Here is a 22458-nt window from a genome sequence, read left to right as displayed (position 1 = left end):
ATTTAAACTGATTTATATAAATGAATTGATACCGTTAAAATAGCTCTTCAGTTGTTTTTCCTGAATCAGTCGTTGTTGTATAAGGGTCAAATAAATTCTGTACTTCTTGCTGAGTATACTGCGTTGGTGCTGTTCCCTTTATAAAATACTCAAATCGTGACGAGTTATCGGTTTTTTTAGTTAGTAATCCTGATTTACGGTCGATTCTCACAGAGACGAGCCCTTCAGGTTGTTCAATAGGTGTACTAGGCATACCTCTTAGTGCTTCACGCATATAATCAAGCCATGCAGGCTGCGCCGTTCGTGCACCAGATTCACCGCCTGCAAATTGATTGCGACTTAAATTATTGTTGTAACTTACTCTGCCTAAACGCTTGCCGGCATCATCAAAGCCGACCCATACAGTGGTAATTACTTGGCTGTTAAAGCCTGAGAACCAAGTATCTACAATATCGTTTGTAGTACCGGTTTTACCTGATAAGTCATTACGTTTTAAATTTTTTGCACGCCAACCAGTGCCAACCCAACCTGGTTCTCCATAGATTGCAGTGTTCATCGCGTCGGCAATTAAAAAGGCATTTTGTTCGCTAATTACGCGAGGTGCGTAATGAAAGCTATCACGCACTTCTTCAGCGCTACACTGATTGCAAACTACTAACGGTTGAGATTTATATACGATGTTGCCTTCGGCATCTTCAATACGGTCAATAAAATAAGGTTCAATTAAATGCCCGCCATTGGCAAACGTTGCCATACCACGTGCCACTTCTAAAGGCGTTAACGAAGCAGCACCGAGTGAAAGTGCCTCATGTGGTTTAATGTCTTCAGGCGAAAAGCCAAATTTAAGTAAATGGTCAACTGTTTCGCGTGCGCCTATGCCTCGTAACAGGCGAACTGCAACCACGTTTTTAGACTGTGCTAATGCGCGACGCACACGAATTGGGCCATCGTAATTAGGTGGGCTATTTTCTGGACGCCATGCTATGCGCTGTGCGGAGTTCCAGCTATTTATTGGTGCATCGTTAATTATTGAGCCTAATGAGTAGCCGTGCTCAATTGCAGCTGAATAAAGGAATGGCTTAATGTTTGAACCCACTTGACGTTTTGCTTGGGTTGCGCGGTTGTATTGTGATAACTCGAAGCTATAACCACCAACAAGTGACTCAATTGCACCGGTTTGAGGATTAAGAGACACTATTGCACTGCTCACGTCGGGCATTTGAGATAGTTTATATTGACCATCTTCATTTTGCTGTAGCCAAACGAACGCCCCAGGATAGAGTATATCTGAGGTTGTTTTAGGTGGCTTTCCTTGGCGTGAATGTGAAATGTATGGACGAGCCCACTTTAATCCGTCCCATGGAATTGTGATTGAATTGCCGTTTTTAAGTACTGCATAAGCATTTTGCTCATCAATTTGCTCTACAACAGCTGCTTTTAAATATCCGATTTCATTTACTGATTCGAGATAAGAGAGGATTTCATTGCGTTGCCAAGCAGCGTCAGTTTCGGAGTTCCATAAATAAATGTTAACTCCTCTAAAACCATGGCGATGGTCATAGTTATGAATATTATCCATTAACGCTTTTTGCGCAGCCGCTTGGTTTTTAGCTGTGATGGTTGCGTAAACTTTATAGCCGTTGTTATACGCGCCGTCTAACCCGAAGCGTGCAACCATGTCTGCTCGAATCATTTCTGAAATATAAGGTGAAGAAAACTCGATTTCTGCACCATGTTTTTTCGCTGTTATTGGCGCTTTACTTGCTTCGTCAAATTGTGCTTGTGAAATGTATCCTTCAACTAACATACGAGAAAGAACAACATTGCGGCGGTGTTTTGCTCGAGTTGGATTACTTATAGGGTTTAATGATGAAGGGGCTTTTGGTAAACCAGCAATCATCGCAAGCTGTGGCAAATTAAGTTGATCTAAATTTTTGCCGTAGTAAACCTGCGCTGCTGCGCCAACACCAAATGCACGATGACCAAGTTCTATTTTATTGAGATAAAGTGCCAATATTTCATCTTTTGTCATTAGGCTCTCAATATGCAACGCAATAAAAATTTCTTTTATTTTTCGCATGTATGCTTTTTCGCGCGTTAAAAAGAAGTTACGCGCCGTTTGCATGGTAATGGTACTGGCACCTTGTTTCTTTTCGCCTGTTGTAATTAGTACGATTGCAGAGCGGACAATGCCGATTGGGTCGATGCCAGGGTGATCGTAGAAACGATTATCTTCAGTCGCGAGTATGGCGTTTAAAAAATCTTGCGGAATTTGATCTATCGTAACCGGAATACGTTTTTTTTCACCAAATTGGTTGATTAATTGGCCATCTTTGGTGAATACTTGCATAGGTGTTTGAAGTTGCACGTCTTTTAAAACGGCAACGCTGGGTAGTTCGGGCTTTACGTAAAAGTAAAGGATAACTACTGCAAAAGTACCAAGAATGGTACATATGATAATAAAACGTAAAAAGTTTTTTATAAAAGCCACAGAAAATTCCCGAGAATGGACTCCCAATTACAAGATAACACTGGTAGTATATCCTGATTAATTTTTGAATAAAATTTTTTCGCTAGATTTTATAAAGTTATTATAATTATAAAAAAAAGGATTAGCGTTAGGTTTATGATAGGTCAACTGTTTAAAAAACCACAGCCTCTGATGGTTGGTATTGATATTGGCTCTCACTCGGTTAAAGCCGTGCTATTAAGCCAAAAAGACACTCATTATCGACTTGAAGCGTTTGCTGTCGAGCCAATGCCTAAAGGGGCGATGGCTGAAAGGACGATCCAAGATATTGAAGCTGTTGGTCGTGTAATTAATAAAATTCGTAAAAAACTCCCCAAAAACATTTCAGAAGCGGCAACTGCAGTATCTGGTCAGGCGGTTATCACGAAAGTTATTTTTATGGATGTAGCCTTAACGGATGCTGAATTAGAATCTCAAATAGAAATTGAAGCGGACAGCTTAATTCCTTATCCACTTGATGAAGTGAGTCTAGATTTTGAAAAGCTTGACGTGAACGATGCTGATCCATCAAAAGTAAACGTATTACTTTCAGCTGCGCGTACTGAAAGTGTTGAAGCGCGTGCTGGAGCCGTTGAGTCAGGTGGTTTTGTGCCTAAAGTTGTTGATGTTGAAGCATATGCGTTAAGTCGTAACCTTGAACTGTGCTACGACTTCTTGCCAGAAGACGCTGCAAACAAGGTCGTTGCCTTTATTGATGTAGGTGCAACGATGACGCTTATCAGCGTAACGCAGAATGGTGAGACACTTTATACCCGAGATCAGGTTTTTGGTGGTGAACAATATACTCAAAGTATTGTTTCTTACTATAATAAGAGTTTCGATGAAGCGGAACTTGCAAAAACGTCAGGTGACTTACCACCAAACTATACGTTTGAAGTATTAGCACCGTTCCAAACATCATTTTTGCAACAGGTTCGTCGTGCTATTCAAATGTTCTTAACCACAAGTGGCAAAGACCAAGTTGACTATATTGTATTATCTGGTGGTACCTCGTTAATCTCTGGCTTAGATAAGCTACTGATTGATGAGTTAGGTATTCATTCCGTCATTATGAATCCATTTGAGAAAATGGAGCTAGCACCTGGCGTGGACCGTGAATCTTTAGAGAAGAACCAAGCACAGTTAGCAGTAGCGACGGGCTTAGCACTAAGGAGTTTTTCACCATGCCACATATAAACCTCTTGGCGTGGCGTGATGCGTCGCGCAAGGAAGCACAAAAGCAGTTTGTTACGATTCTTGTGCTCGTTGTTATTGTTGCGTTTGGTAGTATGTTTGCACTAAGTATGTTCTATGGTGCATTAAAAGATGGCCAAAATGTTCGTAATAACTTCCTTACTTCAGAAATAGCTCTACTAGATCAGCGAATTAAAGATATTAATGAGCTAGATAAGCGAAAAGCTAGTTTGCAGCAACGCATGCGCCTTATCGAAGAGTTACAGAGTAACCGAAACCTTGGTACACAGATTATGGATGAGGTTGCACTGGTAGTTCCTTCAGGCGTTTACTTAACAAGCTTAGAACGTCGCGACCGTGCGCTTCAAATTGTAGGTAAAAGTGAATCTCATAACCGTGTATCTGCAATGTTACGTAAGCTTGAAGAGTCATATTTATTTGAAGATGCAATTATGCAAGTGATTGAAGCAGGCGACCAAGAACTGCGCTTGCTTAACGATTTCAACTTAAGATTTAGAGTTAAACCGTTCGAAGAAATTAGCGAGGTTCAAAAATGAATATCGATTTAAAATCGCTAAATGAAATCGACTTAGATGAATTAGACCTAGAGAATGTTGGTAGTTGGCCACTTGCTGTTAAAGTGATCGTTTGTTGTATCGCAGCAGGCTTAGTTGCATTTTTTACATATTCAATGTTGGTTTCAAGTGAAATTGAAGCCTATGAAAGAGCGCAACAGAAAGAACAAGAATTGCGAGCTTCTTATCGTCAAAAGTATGACGTAGCTAGTAAGTTAGAAATTTATCGTCAACAAATGGTTGAAATGGAAGAGAAGTTTTCACAGCTTTTGAAACGTCTTCCTACTTCAAGTGAAACACCTGGCTTAATTGAAGATTTATCTTACATTGGAACATCAAGCGGTTTAACGTTCCACAAAGTTGAATGGATGCCAGAGATCGAAAAAGAGTTCTACACTGAGTTACCAATTAAAATTGAAGTGGTAGGTAGTTACCATGATTTTGGTGAGTTTGTAAGTAAAGTAGCTGAGTTACCTCGTATTATCAGCTTACATGACTTCACAATTGAAGGTGGAGAACAACAAGAGCAGTTAGAGTTTAGCGTTGTTGCTAAGACCTACCGCTACGAAGGGGAGCGCGAATGAAAAAATTAGCTATTTTAGCTTTGCCTCTAATTCTTAGTGGCTGCTTTGATGATTTAACAGAACAACAAGAATTTATTAATCAGGTGCGTGCTAATACTAATAATAACGTAGAGCCAATTCCTGAAATTAAGAACTTTAACCACTTTGCTTACACTGCCAGCGAAAAGCGAAGCCCTTTTGTAGCACCAAAACCAGAGGTTATTCAGGATCGATTATTGCAAGTTCAAAACTGCTTGCACCCTGATCCTCGTCGTAGAAAGGATGCGCTAGAGCGTTTCCCGTTAGAAAATCTACAAATGCGTGGCACAATTGGCTCAGCAACAGAGCTGTTAGCACTTATTACAGCTCCTGATAACTCATTGCATGAAATTGGTGTTGGTGAGCGAATGGGACTATTTAATGGCAAGGTAACTCAGGTACAAAATGGCTTTATTGAGCTGCTAGAATTAATACCTGATGGTGCAGGATGTTGGAAAGAACGCCTGACGAAAGTGGAAATCGTGGAGGCAGGTAGCAATGCGTCAAGTTAATAATAAAGGGTTTAATAATATGCGATTAGCAGTAGGTCTACTTCGTAAAGGCTTTTCAACTTTACTAGCAGCAGGTTTATTGGTGCTTTCATTTGGGGCGTCGGCTGTTCCGCTGCTATATGATGTGCGCTATAACCCATTACTCGATGGCGAAACAGAAATCGAATTCGTATTTGATGAAGAAATCTATGTAGAACCAAAAATTCAGGTTTTTTCTGAGCCTGCTCGTATTGAACTATTCTTCGATGAAGCTGACTTTGAGGAAAACTTAACAGAAGTTTTGATCAACAAAGCCGGTGTTAAACGTGTTACTCATGCATTTGAGAATGATGGTTTTAAAGTAACTGTATTTTTAGATTATCTTAAAATTTATCAAACACGCGTAGACAAGAACCTTTTCTATTTACATGTGAGCGATAACCCAACGCAAGATGTAGCTGAAACGTCAGCAGTTGAAGACAGCTCAAGTTATATCAACAAAATTCAAGCAATTGATTTCCGTCGCGGTGAAAGTGGTGAGGCTCGAGTTATGATTTTCTTACAAGAAAACATGGCAGCTATCGATGTAAGCGAAAAGGCGGGTAAAATTGTTGCTGAGTTCCACAATACAGACATCCTTGATGATCTTCTTTATCAGTTAGATGTTATGGATTTTGGTACGGTAGTTAGCACCGTTGAAACATTTAAAGATGGTATTAATAGCCGTATCGTTATTGATACAACAACTGGCTTTGATTATAACTATCAACAATTGGATAATATCTTTACGTTAACAGTTGAAAAAGATGAATCAAAGCGCAGCTTCTTAGGTGACGGTAAAGATTACCAAGGTAAGCCGATGTCGCTTAACTTCCAAGATATTTCTATTCGTCAAGTACTGCAAATTATTGCGCAGTATAACAACTTTAACTTAGTAACAAGTGACTCAGTTGAAGGTAACATTACACTGCGTTTAGATGGTGTACCATGGGACCAAGCGCTTGATGTAGTACTTCGTATGAAGGGCCTTGATAAGCGCATGGATGGTTCAATCTTAATGGTTGCACCAACAGAAGAGCTAGCGTCGCGTGAAGCTCGAGAGTTAGAAGTGAAGCAAAAAGTTGCTGAATTAGAACCTCTGTATAGTGAATATATTCAATTAAACTACGCAAAGGCAAAAGACTTCTCTGAACTACTTAAGTTCGAAGGCAACAGCATTTTATCGAGTCGTGGCTCTGTTTCAGTGGATGAGCGTACAAATACACTGTTAATTAAAGATACTGCAGCTAGTATCGAAAGTGTTCGCCGCATGATCGAGAATCTAGATATTCCTGTTAAGCAGGTTAAAATTGAATCTCGCATGGTAACTGTACGCGACAACGTACAAGAAGATCTTGGCATTCGTTGGGGCTTTAGCGACCAGCAAAATTCTGATGGTGTTTCAGGTACGCTTGAAGGGGCAAATAGCATCGGTAACGGTATTATTCCAGCGTTAAGCGACCGCTTGAATGTTAACTTACCAATTGCTAACCCAGCAGGTAGTATTGGTATTCACGTAGCTAAACTTGCAGATGGCACGCTAATTGATCTAGAACTATCGGCGCTAGAACAAGAAAATAAAGCGGAAATCATTGCAAGCCCAAGTATTACCACGGCAAACCAAAAAGAAGCACGCATTGAACAAGGTACTGAAATTCCTTATGTTCAAGCAGCTTCAAGTGGTGCAACAACGGTAGAGTTCAAAAAAGCTGTATTAAGCTTAGAGGTAACACCACAAATTACACCTGATGATAAGATTATCTTAGATCTTGTTATCACTCAGGATACGCGTGGTGATACGGTGCAAACGCCAACAGGCCCAGCTGTTGCGATTGATACGCAAGAAATCCGTACACAAGTACTTGTTGATAATGGGCAAACCATTGTGTTGGGTGGTATTTATCAACAGCAGATTGTGAGTAACACTAAGAAAGTTCCTCTATTAGGTGATATTCCTTATCTTGGTTACTTGTTCCAATCAAATAGTGAATTTAATGAGAAGAAAGAGTTGCTTATCTTTGTAACTCCTAAAATTCTTAATGATTCTTTGTAATTAAAAAGGGCTGAATGGCCCTTTTTAATGTATAACACTTGAAAACCTTGCCTGTTTGTTGAGATAATCCCTGCCTTACTTTTGGGGACCAGCTAATAAGCGGGGTTTTTTTTAATTTTAGAGTTCGTTTGTACTAAAAGATATGGCTGAAAAACGTAATATATTTCTAGTGGGCCCAATGGGCGCAGGTAAAAGCACTATTGGTCGTCACCTTGCAGACCAACTTCATTTAGAGTTTTTTGACTCAGACCAAGAGATCGAGCGTCGCACAGGTGCGGATATCGCTTGGGTTTTTGATATTGAAGGTGAAGAAGGGTTTCGTCGCAGAGAAGAATCTGTTATTTCCGACTTAACAGAAAAGCAAGGGATCGTACTAGCAACAGGCGGTGGCTCTATTATTAGTAAAGATGTACGTAATAAGTTATCTGCTCGTGGTATTGTTGTTTACTTAGAGACACCAATTGAGAAACAACTAGCGCGTACACAACGCGATAAGAAACGTCCGTTGCTTCAAACTGAAGAAGCACCTAAAGATGTGTTAGTTCGTCTTGCTGATGAGCGTAACCCTCTTTACGTTGAAGTTTCAGATTTTGTTGTTCGTACTGATGAACAAAGTGCAAAAGTAGTTGCTAATCAAATTATCGAAAAGATAAATTTCTAAATATAAAAGGGGATGCGCATGCTTGAATTATCAGTTAATTTGGGTGAGCGCAGCTACCCGATTTATATTGCACAAAACAATCTTACTGACAGTCCAAATTTATACAATATTTTGGCAGGTCGTAAAGTAGTGATTGTTTCAAATGAAACAATCGCTCCTATCTATCTAGATAAATTCACATCCCAACTACCAAATCATGACTTTCTCTCTTGCATCATTCCCGATGGTGAGCAATTTAAATCTCTAGAATACTTTGAATTCATTAATCGCTTTCTGTTAGAGCATAATTGTGGCCGTGATACTTGCCTTATTGCGCTTGGCGGAGGTGTGATTGGTGATCTTACTGGTTTTGTCGCTGCATGTTATCAGCGTGGAATTGATTTTATCCAAGTACCAACCACACTACTTTCACAGGTGGATTCATCGGTCGGCGGGAAAACAGCGGTTAATCACCCACTCGGTAAAAATATGATTGGTGCGTTTTACCAACCAAAAGTGGTTTATATCGATAACAACACACTTAATACGTTACCAAGCAGAGAATTCGCTGCAGGTATCGCAGAAGTGATTAAATATGGTTTAATTTACGATGTTGATTTCTTTAAATACATTGAAGATAACGTCGCTGAAATAAAAGCACATAACTCGGAACAATTAAGCCAAATTATTTATCGTTGCTGTGAAATAAAAGCCGAAATCGTTGCTCAAGATGAAAAAGAGGCAGGTTTACGTGCATTGCTAAACCTTGGTCATACTTTTGGTCACGCAATTGAAGCAGAGATGGGATATGGTAACTGGTTACACGGCGAAGCAGTTGCAACTGGTATGGTTTTAGCATCCCAATTAGCATATCTAAGAGGCAAGCTATCTGAGGTAGAATTGAAACGCATTGTAAACTTGATTGCAGAATTTGAATTGCCGGTCAGCGCACCAGCTTCAATGTCGTGTGCTGACTTTGTAAAACACATGGTTAAAGATAAGAAAAACAAGCAAGGCGTCATTCGATTCATTATTCCAAGCAAATTTGGCGGCAGTGAGCTAGTTGATGATGTTACACCGCAAGAGCTAGAAGAGTTATTTAAGCTGCATGCAAACTAAAATATTGCCCAGTAGGCAAGCACTTGTTGATCGAGTTGAACTGCAGTTTGCCTACGGTAATAATTTTATCTGTCTCATTTCAGAAGTTGGACTTGGAAAAAGTTATCTTGCTGAGACATTCATTTCCGAAAAATTTACAGAGCATAACAAAGCTTATGTTAAAGCAACGCGCAGTGCGCAAGACCGTCATCTAATCGGGCAAGTTATTGAGCAAAGCTTTTCGAATCCATTGATCGATTATGATCTGACTATAGTTGAAAACTTTATTGGGTTAACAGGTGAATCGATAGAGCCATTGCTGATTGTTATTGATGATGCTCACTTTATCAGTGATGATTTTGCAAATGAATTGTTCCAACTAACCGAATCTTACCAAGGTCAGATTCGTATTTTATTAACTTCAACTCGACAGCTTCCAGTGGCTGATGCGATTAACATGCATATTGAAGCATTAGATCAGATTGAAAGTCTAACCCTGATGAAAATGTATTTTAGTGATTTACCAAGTGTTGATGAACCTATTTTTAAAGCATTTATTGAAGCTTCTAATGGTAATCCTCAGCTACTATTAGCTTGGAAAAAAGATAACTCCGAGGTACAGGTAGCGATACAAAAACGCAGCAGGCAGTATAGAGTCTACCTTTTGTTGATTAGCATATTAATACTGATTGGACTGTTAACTTCCTTAGCTTGGTACTTTTTTGATAAAAAGAATATTCAAGCTGCTTCAGTTGGCAATCCACCGACAACTGCAATTGCTATTGAAGATGTTTCATTATCTAAACCTGTTGACTTAACAGCTAAACCCGACAAAACTTCTGGGCAGCCAGAGCAGCAGCCAGAGCAGCAGCCAGAGCAGCAGCCAGAGCAGCAGCCAGAGCAGCAGCCAGAGCAGCAGCCAGAGCAGCAGCCAGAGCAGCAGCCAGAGCAGCAGCCAGAGCAGCAGCCAAAAAGCTTAACCGGTAACGAGTGGTTTATTGCACAGCCAGCAAATTATTTTACAATTCAGCTTATGGTGGTGCGCGATCTAGAAGTGATATCACAAACAGTTGAAAACCTGAATTTAGATAACACACATATATTTGAAATAAAGAGCAATCAAGCGAGTCTACATGGTTTAACCTATGGCTTATATAGCTCAATGGCAAAAGCACAAAAAGCGAGAGTAGAGCTACCAGCAACGCTTTTAAACCAGGGCGCGTTTGTCAAATCAGTAGGTAAAATTCAACAGCAAATTCAAGCAAATAACTAAAGCCATAGTTTACTAGTGTGAGCTAGTGTAGAATAGCTGCCCTCGACGTGAATTATAAACAATAAATACCAGCTAGCATGAACAAAAAAACACGCGCATTTTTAAAATGGGCAGGCGGCAAATACAGTTTAGTTGAAGAGCTTTCTAAGCGCTTACCAACAGCAGATACGTTAGTTGAGCCTTTTGTTGGTGCTGGTTCTGTTTTCTTAAATACGCAATTTAAGCATTATATTTTGAATGACATTAATGCAGATCTCATCAATCTCTATAATGAATTAAAAGATAATCCAGATGAGTTTATTGCCGATGCGCGGAAATTGTTTGTTGATGTAAATAATGATGCTGATGTTTATTATGAGTATCGTAAACAATTCAATGCGTCATCAGATGCCTATGAGCGTGCGATTCTATTTTTATATATGAATCGTCACGGCTACAACGGTCTTTGCCGTTATAATAAAAAAGGCATATTCAACGTACCATTTGGCAAATATAAACGCCCCTATTTCCCTGAAAACGAATTGTATTTTTTTGCAGAAAAAGCGCAGCAAGCAACTTTTACGTGCTTAAACTACGAAGAAGTATTTCAAGCTATTCCGGAAAATGCGGTTATTTATTGCGATCCACCTTATGTTCCCTTAAGCAAAACTGCGTCATTTACTAGTTATGCTAAAGGCGGCTTTGATCTAGACGATCAAGCTAACCTTGCTAACCTAGCTGAAACTCAGGCGTTTAACCAAGGTAATTCCGTTTTAATCTCTAACCATGACACGTTATGGACACGTAAAATTTACGCGCAAGCGAGCCTTGATGTGATCCAAGTAAAGCGCACAATTAGTCCGAAAGGAAATAAGCGTAATAAAGTGGGTGAATTAATGGCGTTATATAAAGCTGACGTGGACTACGAGATTTAACTCACAACCAGCTGAACAACAAACGTAATTGTTAAAACAAAGGCAACTGTTAGTACAATCCCAAGCACAATTAAGTACCTTACCGATAAGTTTTTGAAGTGATGATGTTGTCGCTTGCTACTCTGTACGCCAAATAATGCAGCTAAAACGGCTTGTAAATACTGCATTATAACGATCCTTATCTTATGTGCGTTGAATAATTCGCTTGTGCTTCTTTTTTGCCTGACTCAAGCAGTTCAAGTAAGTCTAGATAATGAAATTGAGAACTGCGACTTTTTCCAATGAACCAAGAAAACCAGCTTTGATTCGCGGCTCGAGCTTGGCAGCTACCAGTTGGGAAATATCCAGTACTCGCGACTTGGAGTTTTGGAGGGCAGTTACAGCCGTGTGATGTGGTGTTACTTTTTGCAATTAATGAATACGAAGCTGCAGAAAACACCGTAATAGTTGTTGCCAACACCGTGTGTTTTATCCATTTGCTAAACATCATGTTCTGCCTCTTCCTATTAGTAACATGACTAAAGCTTAACCAAGTTTTAGGGACAAAACAACGGTAATTTAACGCAAAATACAACTACTCCATCTCAAATTATGTTATAAATGTTAACCATTTGTAAAGGTGAATTTTAAGAAAAAATAGGTTACAGTATGTACTGCTTATAATTGAGCAATTCTCTCTTCCCGTTCAATGTGTTAACAAAAAAATTTGAGGTAGTGTTATGTCGCAGTATTTAATTGCACCTTCTATTCTGTCAGCTGATTTCGCGCGTCTAGGTGAAGAAGTCGACAATGTTTTAAAAGCTGGAGCTGATGTGGTGCATTTCGATGTGATGGATAATCACTACGTACCCAATTTAACAATTGGACCAATGGTGTGTAAGGCATTACGTGATTACGGAATTGAAGCGCCGATTGATGTGCATTTAATGGTAAAGCCAGTTGATACACTTATTCCAATGTTTGCCGATGCAGGTGCAAGCATAATTACATTTCACCCAGAAGCAAGCGAGCATGTAGACCGTACACTTTCATTAATCAAAGAACATGGTTGCAAAGCAGGTTTAGTACTAAACCCAGCAACACCGCTAAGTTGTCTAGAATATGTTATGGATAAACTAGACGTTATTTTATTAATGTCAGTTAATCCGGGCTTCGGTGGACAAAAATTTATTCCAAATACGCTTGATAAGCTGCGCGCAGTTCGCAAGTTGATCGATCAATCTGGCTACGATATTCGCTTAGAAATTGATGGTGGTGTAAATGTGAATAATATCGCTGAAATTGCAGAGGCGGGAGCAGATATGTTCGTTGCAGGTTCGGCAATTTTCAATCAGCCTGACTACAAGCACATAATCGAGCAAATGCGTGAACAACTGTCTCACGTAAAATCTTAAAAAATGTGAAATTCAGGTCGACAAATGCTTGCTTCCAATCTTGAAGCATTTAAAATTGTCGGCCTTATTTGTAAATTAAATTAGTAAAGGAAAATCATGACAAAGCCTGTAGTGTTAAGTGGCATTCAGCCCACCGGCGGTATGACAATTGGTAATTATATCGGTGCCATTAACCAGTGGCTTAAATTACAAGAAGATCATGATTGTTACTTTATGCTTGTTGATTTGCATGCGCTTACAGTTCGTCAAGAACCTGAAGTGTTAAAGCAACGTGTATTAGATGGCATTGCGCTTTATGCTGCGTGTGGCATTGATCCTGAAAAATCAGCGCTATTTGTACAATCACAAGTACCTGAGCATGCACAGCTTAGCTGGGTGTTAAACTGTTATGCACAAATGGGTGAGCTTAATCGCATGACACAGTTTAAAGATAAGTCAGCTAAAAATGCGAATAACATTAATGTCGGTCTATTTAGCTACCCAGTATTACAAGCTGCAGATATTTTGTTGTATCAAGCGGATCAGGTGCCAGTAGGTGAAGATCAAAAGCAGCATTTAGAATTAACGCGCGATATCGCAACACGTTTTAATAATTTATATGGCGACGTATTTAAAATTCCAGAGCCATACATTCCAGAATTTGGCGCACGCGTGATGAGCCTGCAAGATCCAGCCAAAAAAATGTCAAAGTCTGACGACAATCCAAATGGTTACATCATGTTATTAGATGAACCTAAAAAGATTGAGAAGAAGCTTAAAAAAGCCGTTACCGACTCAGACGAGCAAGCACGCATTTATTTTGACCCGCAAGAGAAAGCCGGCGTTTCAAACTTATTAACCTTGCTTTCTGTGGCAACTGGAAAATCGATTGAAGAGCTTGTACCAGCGTACGAAGATAAAATGTACGGCCACCTGAAAAAAGACACAGCTGAAGCTGTGGTTAGTATGATTGAGCCGATTCAAACGCGTTTTAAAGAAATTCGCGAAGACCAAACATTGCTTAACAGCATCATGAAATCTGGTGCTGAAAAAGCTGGTGCGCGTGCAGAAGCAACGCTTAAATCGGTTTACAATGCGTTAGGTATGATCCCACGCCCATAATCTTGGCCACATAATGCCAAGCAAGAGCCAGGTTTAGCCTGGCTTTTCTATACATAGGTGCATCCATGTTGTTAATGATCGATAACTACGATTCGTTTACTTATAACTTAGTGCAGTACTTCCAGCGCCTTGATGTTGATGTGAAAGTGGTGCGTAATGATGAGCTCTCAGTTTCTGAAATAACCAAGTTAAAACCGCAATATATAGTTATTTCACCTGGCCCATGCTCGCCAAACGAAGCAGGGATTTCGCTTGATGTTGTTCACCGATTAAAAGGCCAGTTGCCAATACTCGGAATTTGCCTTGGTCATCAAACGATCGCACAAGCGTTAGGTGCTAATGTGGTGCGAGCAAAACAAGTAATGCATGGTAAAACATCAAAAATAATCCATACTAATCAAGGTGTATTCACTAATTTGCCAAACCCATTGGAGGTTTGCCGCTATCACTCTTTAGTTGTTGAAAAGCAAAGTTTACCAACAGATTTAAGTGTTACGGCGTGGAGCGTGGATGCAGATGGACAACAAGACGAAATAATGGGTCTCAAGAATGAGAACTTGGCATTAGAAGGGGTTCAATTTCACCCTGAAGCCATTTTAACGCAATCTGGGTTAGCACTACTAAACAACTTTATAACTACGTATCGGTAATCGTTTTTTACATGAATAAAGCGACAAAGCAAAAATGGCAAGCAGAAATGCTAATTGGTCGATTTCATGACTTATTGTTAGGTCAGCAGTTTGCACAGCAGCAAATTGGTTATATTCATACACTCGATGTTAATTACGGTGAGCCTCTACCGGTACGAAAGCTGTTAGAAGTTGAGCAAGTTGCAGCAAAAGCCCGTGAAAAACAAGACTCTCGTAATCATCAATTTATTGCCGATGTAAATGCTGACCTGCACCAGCAAATCGAAGATGAAATTGATAAATGCATGGATAATGTTGAATACATTTATAAAGAAATTATTCTAATTCAAGACAATATTCCTGCAACCTTAGACATTTTGGCAGTTAAATCAGCCTCGGTTGGTCGTATCGACCCACTTATCACCGATTTACATTGGTTAGGTGAGGAGATCCTTAAGTTTATTAATTTGCCCCAATACCGCCCTGAAAAAGACCCAGCTAAAGCAGTAAGAGTCGATAACCCATCGCTTGCGCTGCGTTATATTGGCCTTGAAAATTTAAAGTTGATTGTACCGACATTCTCATTAAAGCACTGGACACCTCACAGTACCGCGCCATTCCAAATGTTAAAACGCAAGCTATGGGAAACCGGCATGGCTGCGGGAATTGCATCGCGTAGTTTAGCTGAAGAAAAGGGAGAAGATGGCTACAAACCATTCGTACTGGGAATGTTTCATGGTTTAGGAAATATGGCGTTAATTCGTCTCTATCTTCGATTATTTGACGCGCTGTGGGAGAAAAACTCCCGTGAAGCGCGTGAAAATGGTAATAAAGATCGCCATACCGCGCTTTCAGAAATAAAACCTGAAGCCTTATTTTTACGAAATTTGATGGTAGAGAAAGGCGCGCGTTTGTCCTGTAAGTTGATAGAGCATATGAGCTTAAAATACCTTCCTATTGCGCAGGCTATGCATGATATCGCCGAAAATAAGCCATTTGACGAGTGTTTACCATTAGCGCAAATAGTATTGAAAGGGCGCGCATACAGTTATTATAAGTTTTTACAAAAACATACCTTAATCGAACCCGACGAAGCAAAAGCGTTGTTTACGCATTATCAATTTAGCGGCAAAGAACTCAAATTATTAGCAAGTACCAGCTTGCAGAATCTGCAATTACGCATTGAGCGATAATTATCCTTACTTTTTTCGTAATTTTTTACGCCTATTCATGCAATGTGAATAAATTTCACTAAACAAAGTAATTCACTAGCTTACATAGTGAAGTTTGGTAGAAGATAGGTGTGTTAAACAAAATAGTTATTCATATAACATGAAATATTATCCGAAACCCTTGTATTTAAAGGTGTTGGAGCTATTTTTAAGGAAGACAGTAGGGGAATTTTCTGGAATAATGTCAGTCCGAATTTTGCCCGATTTAGCGGGCTTAGGTAACACAAAAGTGTAATAAAACCTTGTGTACCGAAAAATTAATGAGGAGTTAAAATGACAGTTTCAAGAGCATTATTTGACCAAGTAATGGTACCTAACTATTCGCCATCAGCGGTTATTCCGGTGAAAGGTGAAGGTTCACGAGTATGGGATCAACAAGATAACGAGTATGTCGACTTTGCCGGTGGCATCGCGGTTAACTGCTTAGGTCACTGTCATCCAGCGCTTGTTTCAGCATTGAAAGAGCAAGGCGAAAAATTATGGCACCTTTCAAATGTATGGGCTAACGAGCCAGCACTTCGCCTAGCTGAAAAGCTAACTAAAGCGACATTTGCAGATAAAGTATATTTTGCAAACTCAGGTGCAGAAGCTAACGAAGCAGCACTAAAACTAGCACGTCGTTGGGCACTTGATAATTTCGGTGCTGAAAAATCACAAATTATTTCATTTAATAAAGGTTTCCACGGTCGTACATTCTTTACCGTAACGGTTGGTGGTCAAGCGGCTTACTCAGATGGCTTTGGTCCTAAACCTGGTGACATCGCGCATGCTGACTACAATGACTTAGCATCATTAGAAGCACTTATCTCAGATAACACCTGTGCAGTAATGCTTGAGCCACTACAAGGCGAAGGTGGTGTTGTAAGCCCAACTAGCGAATTTATGCAAGGTGTACGTGCGCTATGTGATAAGCACAATGCGTTACTTATTTTTGATGAAGTACAGACTGGTGTAGGCCGTACAGGCGATTTATACGCTTACCAAGGCTTAGGTGTAACACCTGACATTTTATCTACAGCTAAAGCGCTAGGTGGTGGTTTTCCAATTGGTGCTATGCTTACAACAACTGAGATTGCTAAACACTTAAAAGTGGGTACGCATGGCTCTACATACGGCGGTAACCCGCTTGCATGTGCAGTAGCTGAAGCAGCATTTGACACCGTAAACACAAAAGAAGTACTTGAAGGTGTAACGGCTAAAGAAGCACTTTTCAAAGAGCTACTTGCTGAAATTAATGCTGAACACAACGTATTTGCAGAAGTACGTGGTAAAGGCTTGCTACTTGGCTTAGCGTTAACTGACGAATACAAAGGTCGTGCAAAAGAGTTTATGACAGCGGGTGTTGAGCACGGTGTTATGGCGCTTGTTGCCGGTGCAGACGTAATTCGCTTCACACCATCATTGGTAATTCCAGAAGCTGATATCCGCGAAGGTATGGCTCGCTTTGCAAAAGCAGTAGCACAGGTTGTTAAAGGCTAAGAGCAAAGACAGAAAAGCAGCATTTGGCTGCTTTTCTTAATTTTAATATAGGGGCTACTAATGATTATCGTTCGTCCGATTAAAAGCTCGGATTATCCAGCTTTAATGAAGATAGCTGAAGATTCAGGTCATGGCTTCACGTCTTTGCCACAAAATGAAGACCTGCTTAAGCGCAAAATAGCGCGTTCAGAGCAAAGCTTTAGCAAATCGGTTGCTCATCCTGAGGATGAGGGTTATTTGTTTGTAATGGAAGATTTGGCGACTGGCGAAGTTGTCGGTACATCTGCAATTGAAGCGGCAGTTGGCTTAGATGATGCCTTTTACCATTATCACTTAAGCAAGGTGATCCACTCGTCGCGTGAACTTAATGTTTACAAAGCGGTAGATATTCTTACCTTATGTAATGATTACACCGGTGCAACAGAGCTATGTACTTTGTACCTACAAGATCATTACCGTCAAGGTGGAAATGGTAAGTTATTATCAAAAATGCGCTTTATGTTTATGAATGCGCATGCAGAACGCTTTGCTAGTAAAGTATTAGCTGAAATGCGCGGTGTATCTGATGAAAACGGCGAAAGCCCGTTTTGGCAATGGTTAGAAGAGCACTTCTTCTCAATGGACTTTCCAACAGCAGACTACCTGACAGGTATTGGCCAGAAAGTGTTTATTGCTGAATTAATGCCAAAATACCCAATTTATGTAAATTTACTTAGTAAAGACGCACAAGCGGTAATTGGTCAGGTACATGATAAAACCCGTCCAGCAATTGAGTTATTAAAAAGCGAAGGCTTCACGTTTAACGGCTATGTAGATATTTTTGATGCAGGGCCAACGGTAGAAGCAGATATTAGTAATATCAAAACAATCCGCGACTGCCAAAACCGCACTGTGGTAATTGGTGATATGGCACAAGGCTCAGAGACAAGTTTTATGCTGTCAAACCACAAGTTGGTTGACTTTAGAGCGTTACTATCGACAATGACCTTGGATGCAAACAGCGAGACAGTTACTTTGTCTGCTGAACTTGCAAATGCGCTACATGTTTCAGAAGGTGATGTGATCACTATCGCACCACTTTAAATAGTTAGGAGAAATTGAGATGACTCACGCCGCTCAGTTTATAAATGGCCAGTGGTTAGCTGGTGAAGGAGCTGAATTCAGCTCGTTAAACCCTGCAAAAGGGGAAGTAATTTGGTCAGCAACGTCTGCAACAGCAGATCAAGTTGACGCAGCAATTAAGGCAGCACGCGAAGCGTTTTATAGCTGGACAGATTTAACATTTGAACAGCGTTTAGAGATTGTTAAAAAGTTTGCTGAACAGCTTGCTGAAAATAAAGATGCGCTTGCCAAAGCCATTGCACTTGAAACGGGTAAACCGCTTTGGGAGACAGCAACAGAAGTTGGCGCAATGATCGGCAAAATCGGTATTTCTGAAAAAGCGTATTTAGAGCGCACAGGTACTGTTGAAAACCCGATGCCTCAAGGTCGTGCTGTAATTCGTCATAAAGCACACGGTGTTGTTGCGGTATTTGGTCCTTATAATTTCCCAGGTCACCTGCCTAACGGTCATATTGTTCCTGCATTGCTTGCAGGTAACACAGTTATCTTTAAGCCATCAGAACTAACCCCGATGGTTGCCGAGTTAACTCTGCAATTGTGGGAAAAAGCGGGTCTACCTAAAGGTGTAATCAACCTAGTTCAAGGTGAAGTTGAAACAGGTAAGGCGCTAGCATCTCATCGTGGTATTGATGGTTTATTCTTTACTGGTTCATCGCGTACTGGTCATTTAATTCACCAGCAATACGGCGGCCAGCCAGGCAAAATTTTAGCGTTAGAGATGGGTGGTAATAACCCACTAATCGTTAAAGATGTTGCAGACACTAAAGCAGTTGTTCACGATATCATTCAATCAGCGTTTGTATCGAGCGGTCAGCGTTGTACATGTGCACGTAAGTTATTCTTACCTGCAGGTGAACAAGGCGATGTGATTTTGTCACAGCTAATTGAAGCAACTAAAGCAATTAAAGTTGGTTTTTACGACGATGAAGATCAACCGTTTATGGGTTCAATGATCTCAGAAGCCGCTGCTAAATCAATGATGGATGCGCAAGCTGAGCTTCAAGCTCTAGGTGGTGAGTCACTAATTGAAATGACACACACTGCGGGCACAGGTTTTGTTACACCAGCGATTATTGAGTGTTCAAATATTGCTGACTTCCCTGATGATGAGCATTTCGGTCCATTGCTAAAAGTATTCCGTTACACTGATTTCGATGCAGCAATCGATAAAGGTAACGATACAGATTACGGCCTTTCAGCAGGCTTATTAAGTGATAATGCAGCTGATTACGACCATTTCTTACGTCGCATCAGAGCGGGTATTGTTAACTGGAACCGTCCAATTACCGGTGCTTCAAGTGCCGCACCATTTGGTGGTATTGGTGCATCAGGTAACCACAGAGCAAGTGCATACTATGCAGCTGATTACTGTGCATACCCAGTTGCTTCGGTAGAGCTTGAAAAAGTAGCAATGCCAGCAACATTAAGCCCAGGCATTAAAATTTAGTAATAAGTTTTAACGATAAAAGCAGCGCAAGCTGCTTTTTTTATGTCTATAGTTATTGGAAGAAAGGTGATACCAATTTACTTAAATAGCTTACTTTTTTTGGCTATTTAGGTGAAGAGCGAATTGCGCTGAAATTTATTGATGTAGCCTAGCTACATTAAAAATTCGCGTTGCGAACATTTGAGTTAATCAGTGTAATAGCTAAACACATAATTAGCAGAGTTGGTATTAGAAGTAATAAAAAAGTGCAGGGTAGTATTTATTTAACTAATCTGCTTAAAATAGTCATATCAAATACACGTAGTAGGTAGATAAATAAATGGTAATTGATCAGCAAGGTTATGATGAGCTTATCATGTACTTAACAGAACACTTATCCTTGTTCGAAAAGCCAGGGGAAGTTCGACCAGGCGCGCCTACAGTAATGGCATTGATTGAAGATGATATTGCTGAGCAAATCATTAATTTTTGCATGCAGCATGAAGACTTAAGTGTTGATGACCGCAGTGTGATTATGCGTGAAGTTGACGGTATTGTGTACGATCTACAGGAAGTGCTATCGGGCGTTATTAATCAACCTGTTACGATTGAACAACATGCCTTTATTGATGAGTTTTCAGGGCTCGTTAAAAACTTATTTGATTCAGCTGTTTCCTAGCTATATTCACACTGTTAGTTAGCGCTTTTTATTGCTATCTTGTGTTGCTTACATACAATCGTTTGTAGATTAATAAACAAGAGTGTAAACAATGCAAGCAAATGTGAAATGGGTCGACGGAGATACCTTCGTTGGGCTTTCTAACTCGGGCCACAATGTGGTGTTTGATACAGGCAGTGATAGCGCTGCGCCAAGCCCTATGGAAATGGTTTTAATGTCAGCAGGCTGCTGTTCTTCTGTTGATGTTGTTAGCATTTTAAATAAAGCAAAACAAAACTTTTCCAACCTTGAAGTAAAACTCTCTGCAGAGCGTGCAGAAACAACTCCACGAGTTTTTACTAAAATTAATCTACACTTTGTAGTTACTGGTAAAGATGTGTCTGAAAAACATCTTTCACGTGCAATTAGCTTGTCGGCTGAAAAGTACTGTTCAGTAGCACTTATGCTAGATAAAACAGTCAATATTACACACAGTTACGAGATCATTGAAGAATAGCAAAAATAGTACTTTTTCGCGGGGGGATTTTCATATAAAATCCGCCCTCTTCAAAAGCGAAATCGCGATTATTTTATACAATTGAGGGTGGTTTATAGTGCCAAAGCCATTTAAAAAGCTAAAGTTACACGGTTTTAATAACTTAACAAAAAGCCTTAGTTTTAGTATTTATGACGTGTGTTATGCAAAGACACCACAACAACGTAAAGAATACATTGAATACATTGATGAACAGTACAGTGCTGAACGCCTAACCGATATTTTAGGTGAAGTAGTTGATATCATCGGTGCAAATATTCTAAACGTTGCTCGCCAGGACTACGACCCTCAAGGTGCTAGTGTAACTATTCTTATCTCTGAAGAGCCAGTGGCCGATGCGACAGCTCAGCAAGAAGAGCCAGGTCCATTACCTGACTCAGTTGTTGCACACTTAGACAAAAGCCATATTTGTGTACACACATACCCTGAGGAGCATCCTCATGACGGTATTTGTACTTTCAGAGCGGATATTGAAGTATCAACCTGTGGTGTTATCTCACCACTTAAAGCGTTAAACTTTTTAATTCACTCATTAGAGTCTGATGTTGTGACAATCGATTATCGTGTACGCGGCTTTACGCGTGACGTAGACGGCAAAAAGCACTACATTGATCATGATATTCATTCAATTCAGAACTTTATGACTGAAGATACGCAAGACGCGTATCAAATGATTGATGTGAACGTATACCAAGAAAACTTGTTCCATACCAAAATGATGCTTAAAGAAACCGATTTAAATGCGTATTTATTTGGTATTACAACAGATGATTTATCTGAAGCTGAGCAGCAGGAAATTCGTCATAAGCTTTCGCGCGAAATGCATGAAATATTCTATGGTAGAAATTACCCAGCAGATTCTGCATTTTAAAAAAGGCGCTTAAAGCGCCTTTTTTATTCCAATAATCCAGTATTACTCTGGTGGCTTAGTTGGTCTTTGAGGTTTATCTTTTGGATTTGACGCCATAATTTCCGCACCACCAACATCTGAAAGTATTGCGCCTGTATCCATAGCAATACCACTTGCTTGTAACTGCAGTGTGAAATATAGAATTAAGCTTATCATTCCGCATCCTTATTATAAATTCTGTTCTAAATGTTTGCTGCTACCCGAAAAGAGTACTTAGTTGTTATCTAAGTAAATTTATACTTGCTCATTTTTTGTTCTGCGTCTACATCTTAATCATCTGAAATATAAACAAATGTAAACGGGTTGTTGTTTTTATTGCCGGGTTGAGGTGGTTGATAGCCGTAGTTAAATATTTCTACTAAGCAGATAAAAATGATTTGAAAACACAAATAGCTAGACGATGTGTGTTTGGTGCGAATATTCGAGAGTTAGTATAGGAAAAAGTGCTAAAAAGTTACAACAGATAAACTTAACATGATGATACCCTAACTCATGTGAACTATTTTAATTGACAATGAAAAAATTATGGCTAACCTAGTTTTTCTGGTAGATTTTTAACCAAT

Annotated in this window: 23 protein-coding genes; 19 read left to right on the top strand and 4 right to left on the bottom strand. The window is 39.9% G+C overall.

From position 1 onward, the window contains the following. Window positions 1-34: 34 nt before the first annotated feature. On the bottom strand, window positions 35-2491 hold the full coding sequence (locus L1068_RS19695) for a PBP1A family penicillin-binding protein (protein WP_237131589.1): 2457 nt from the start codon (window positions 2489-2491) through the stop codon (window positions 35-37). A gap of 135 nt (window positions 2492-2626) precedes the next feature. Between L1068_RS19695 and L1068_RS19690 the strand changes: the two genes are divergently transcribed. The 9 genes from L1068_RS19690 to L1068_RS19650 all read left to right on the top strand — a co-directional run bounded on the left by L1068_RS19690 (window position 2627) and on the right by L1068_RS19650 (window position 11388). Next, entirely contained in the window at window positions 2627-3706 is a 1080-nt protein-coding gene (locus tag L1068_RS19690; protein WP_100914204.1) for a pilus assembly protein PilM, read from the top strand. Continuing rightward, entirely contained in the window at window positions 3694-4260 is a 567-nt protein-coding gene (locus L1068_RS19685; protein ID WP_054981144.1) for a PilN domain-containing protein, read from the top strand. The genes L1068_RS19690 and L1068_RS19685 overlap by 13 nt, the downstream gene beginning before the upstream one ends. After that, window positions 4257-4862, top strand: a complete 606-nt coding sequence (gene pilO / locus L1068_RS19680) for a type 4a pilus biogenesis protein PilO (RefSeq protein WP_010562140.1) — start codon at window positions 4257-4259, stop codon at window positions 4860-4862. Before L1068_RS19685 ends, pilO begins: the two co-directional genes overlap by 4 nt. Continuing rightward, window positions 4859-5392 (top strand): pilus assembly protein PilP, encoded by a 534-nt coding sequence (locus L1068_RS19675; protein ID WP_237131588.1) that lies wholly within the window; start codon window positions 4859-4861, stop codon window positions 5390-5392. The genes pilO and L1068_RS19675 overlap by 4 nt, the downstream gene beginning before the upstream one ends. Window positions 5393-5411: 19 nt before the next feature. Continuing rightward, window positions 5412-7463, top strand: coding sequence for a type IV pilus secretin PilQ family protein (locus L1068_RS19670; RefSeq protein ID WP_237131606.1), 2052 nt, complete (start codon window positions 5412-5414; stop codon window positions 7461-7463). Window positions 7464-7605: 142 nt separating this feature from the next. Further along, window positions 7606-8124 (top strand): shikimate kinase AroK, encoded by a 519-nt coding sequence (gene aroK / locus L1068_RS19665; RefSeq protein WP_010562137.1) that lies wholly within the window; start codon window positions 7606-7608, stop codon window positions 8122-8124. A gap of 18 nt (window positions 8125-8142) precedes the next feature. After that, a complete protein-coding gene (aroB, locus tag L1068_RS19660) occupies window positions 8143-9222 on the top strand; it encodes a 3-dehydroquinate synthase (protein WP_237131587.1) in 1080 nt (359 codons plus the stop codon). Then, a complete protein-coding gene (locus tag L1068_RS19655) occupies window positions 9212-10474 on the top strand; it encodes an AAA family ATPase (RefSeq protein ID WP_237131586.1) in 1263 nt (420 codons plus the stop codon). The genes aroB and L1068_RS19655 overlap by 11 nt, the downstream gene beginning before the upstream one ends. 77 nt (window positions 10475-10551) lie before the next feature. Then, entirely contained in the window at window positions 10552-11388 is an 837-nt protein-coding gene (locus L1068_RS19650; RefSeq protein ID WP_237131585.1) for a Dam family site-specific DNA-(adenine-N6)-methyltransferase, read from the top strand. Here the strand turns inward: L1068_RS19650 and L1068_RS19645 are convergent. After that, window positions 11385-11555 carry a DUF2970 domain-containing protein gene (locus L1068_RS19645; protein WP_082428583.1) on the bottom strand — a complete coding sequence of 57 codons (171 nt, stop codon included), beginning with the start codon at window positions 11553-11555 and terminating at the stop codon, window positions 11385-11387. The genes L1068_RS19650 and L1068_RS19645 overlap by 4 nt on opposite strands. An 11-nt stretch (window positions 11556-11566) precedes the next feature. Next, a complete protein-coding gene (locus L1068_RS19640) occupies window positions 11567-11878 on the bottom strand; it encodes a hypothetical protein (protein ID WP_237131584.1) in 312 nt (103 codons plus the stop codon). A gap of 229 nt (window positions 11879-12107) precedes the next feature. Here L1068_RS19640 and rpe point away from each other — a divergent pair, with 229 nt between their 5' ends. The 10 genes from rpe (at window position 12108) to speD (ending at window position 21856) form a co-directional block, all read left to right on the top strand. Next, window positions 12108-12782, top strand: coding sequence for a ribulose-phosphate 3-epimerase (gene rpe / locus L1068_RS19635; protein WP_237131583.1), 675 nt, complete (start codon window positions 12108-12110; stop codon window positions 12780-12782). Between the two features lie 96 nt (window positions 12783-12878). After that, window positions 12879-13883, top strand: coding sequence for a tryptophan--tRNA ligase (gene trpS / locus L1068_RS19630; RefSeq protein ID WP_237131582.1), 1005 nt, complete (start codon window positions 12879-12881; stop codon window positions 13881-13883). Window positions 13884-13948: 65 nt separating this feature from the next. Beyond that, window positions 13949-14533 (top strand): aminodeoxychorismate/anthranilate synthase component II, encoded by a 585-nt coding sequence (locus L1068_RS19625; protein ID WP_237131581.1) that lies wholly within the window; start codon window positions 13949-13951, stop codon window positions 14531-14533. An 11-nt stretch (window positions 14534-14544) separates the two neighbouring features. Beyond that, complete coding sequence (locus tag L1068_RS19620; protein ID WP_237131580.1) at window positions 14545-15705, top strand: HDOD domain-containing protein; 1161 nt, start codon at window positions 14545-14547, stop codon at window positions 15703-15705. 312 nt (window positions 15706-16017) lie between these two features. Beyond that, window positions 16018-17223: an aspartate aminotransferase family protein gene (locus tag L1068_RS19615; protein WP_100914196.1), complete on the top strand. Its 1206-nt coding sequence runs from the start codon at window positions 16018-16020 to the stop codon at window positions 17221-17223. A 60-nt stretch (window positions 17224-17283) separates the two neighbouring features. Then, the gene (gene astA, locus L1068_RS19610) at window positions 17284-18306 is read left to right on the top strand and encodes an arginine N-succinyltransferase (RefSeq protein ID WP_237131579.1); all 1023 of its coding nucleotides are present in this window, start codon (window positions 17284-17286) and stop codon (window positions 18304-18306) included. Between the two features lie 19 nt (window positions 18307-18325). Further along, window positions 18326-19792, top strand: coding sequence for a succinylglutamate-semialdehyde dehydrogenase (gene astD / locus L1068_RS19605; protein ID WP_237131578.1), 1467 nt, complete (start codon window positions 18326-18328; stop codon window positions 19790-19792). Window positions 19793-20111: 319 nt separating this feature from the next. After that, window positions 20112-20450 (top strand): DUF3802 family protein, encoded by a 339-nt coding sequence (locus tag L1068_RS19600; protein WP_237131577.1) that lies wholly within the window; start codon window positions 20112-20114, stop codon window positions 20448-20450. A 91-nt stretch (window positions 20451-20541) separates the two neighbouring features. Continuing rightward, a complete protein-coding gene (locus L1068_RS19595) occupies window positions 20542-20946 on the top strand; it encodes an OsmC family protein (protein WP_237131576.1) in 405 nt (134 codons plus the stop codon). A 97-nt stretch (window positions 20947-21043) separates the two neighbouring features. Next, window positions 21044-21856, top strand: a complete 813-nt coding sequence (speD, locus tag L1068_RS19590) for an adenosylmethionine decarboxylase (protein WP_010562122.1) — start codon at window positions 21044-21046, stop codon at window positions 21854-21856. Window positions 21857-21898: 42 nt separating this feature from the next. Here speD and L1068_RS19585 read toward each other — a convergent pair whose 3' ends face one another. After that, on the bottom strand, window positions 21899-22051 hold the full coding sequence (locus tag L1068_RS19585) for a hypothetical protein (protein WP_157813512.1): 153 nt from the start codon (window positions 22049-22051) through the stop codon (window positions 21899-21901). Between the last annotated feature and the right edge of the window lie 407 nt (window positions 22052-22458).

Origin of the sequence: Pseudoalteromonas sp. MMG024, from assembly GCF_021654175.1 — a bacterium.
GTDB lineage: Bacteria > Pseudomonadota > Gammaproteobacteria > Enterobacterales > Alteromonadaceae > Pseudoalteromonas.
This window is presented reverse-complemented; position numbering and strand designations above follow the sequence as displayed.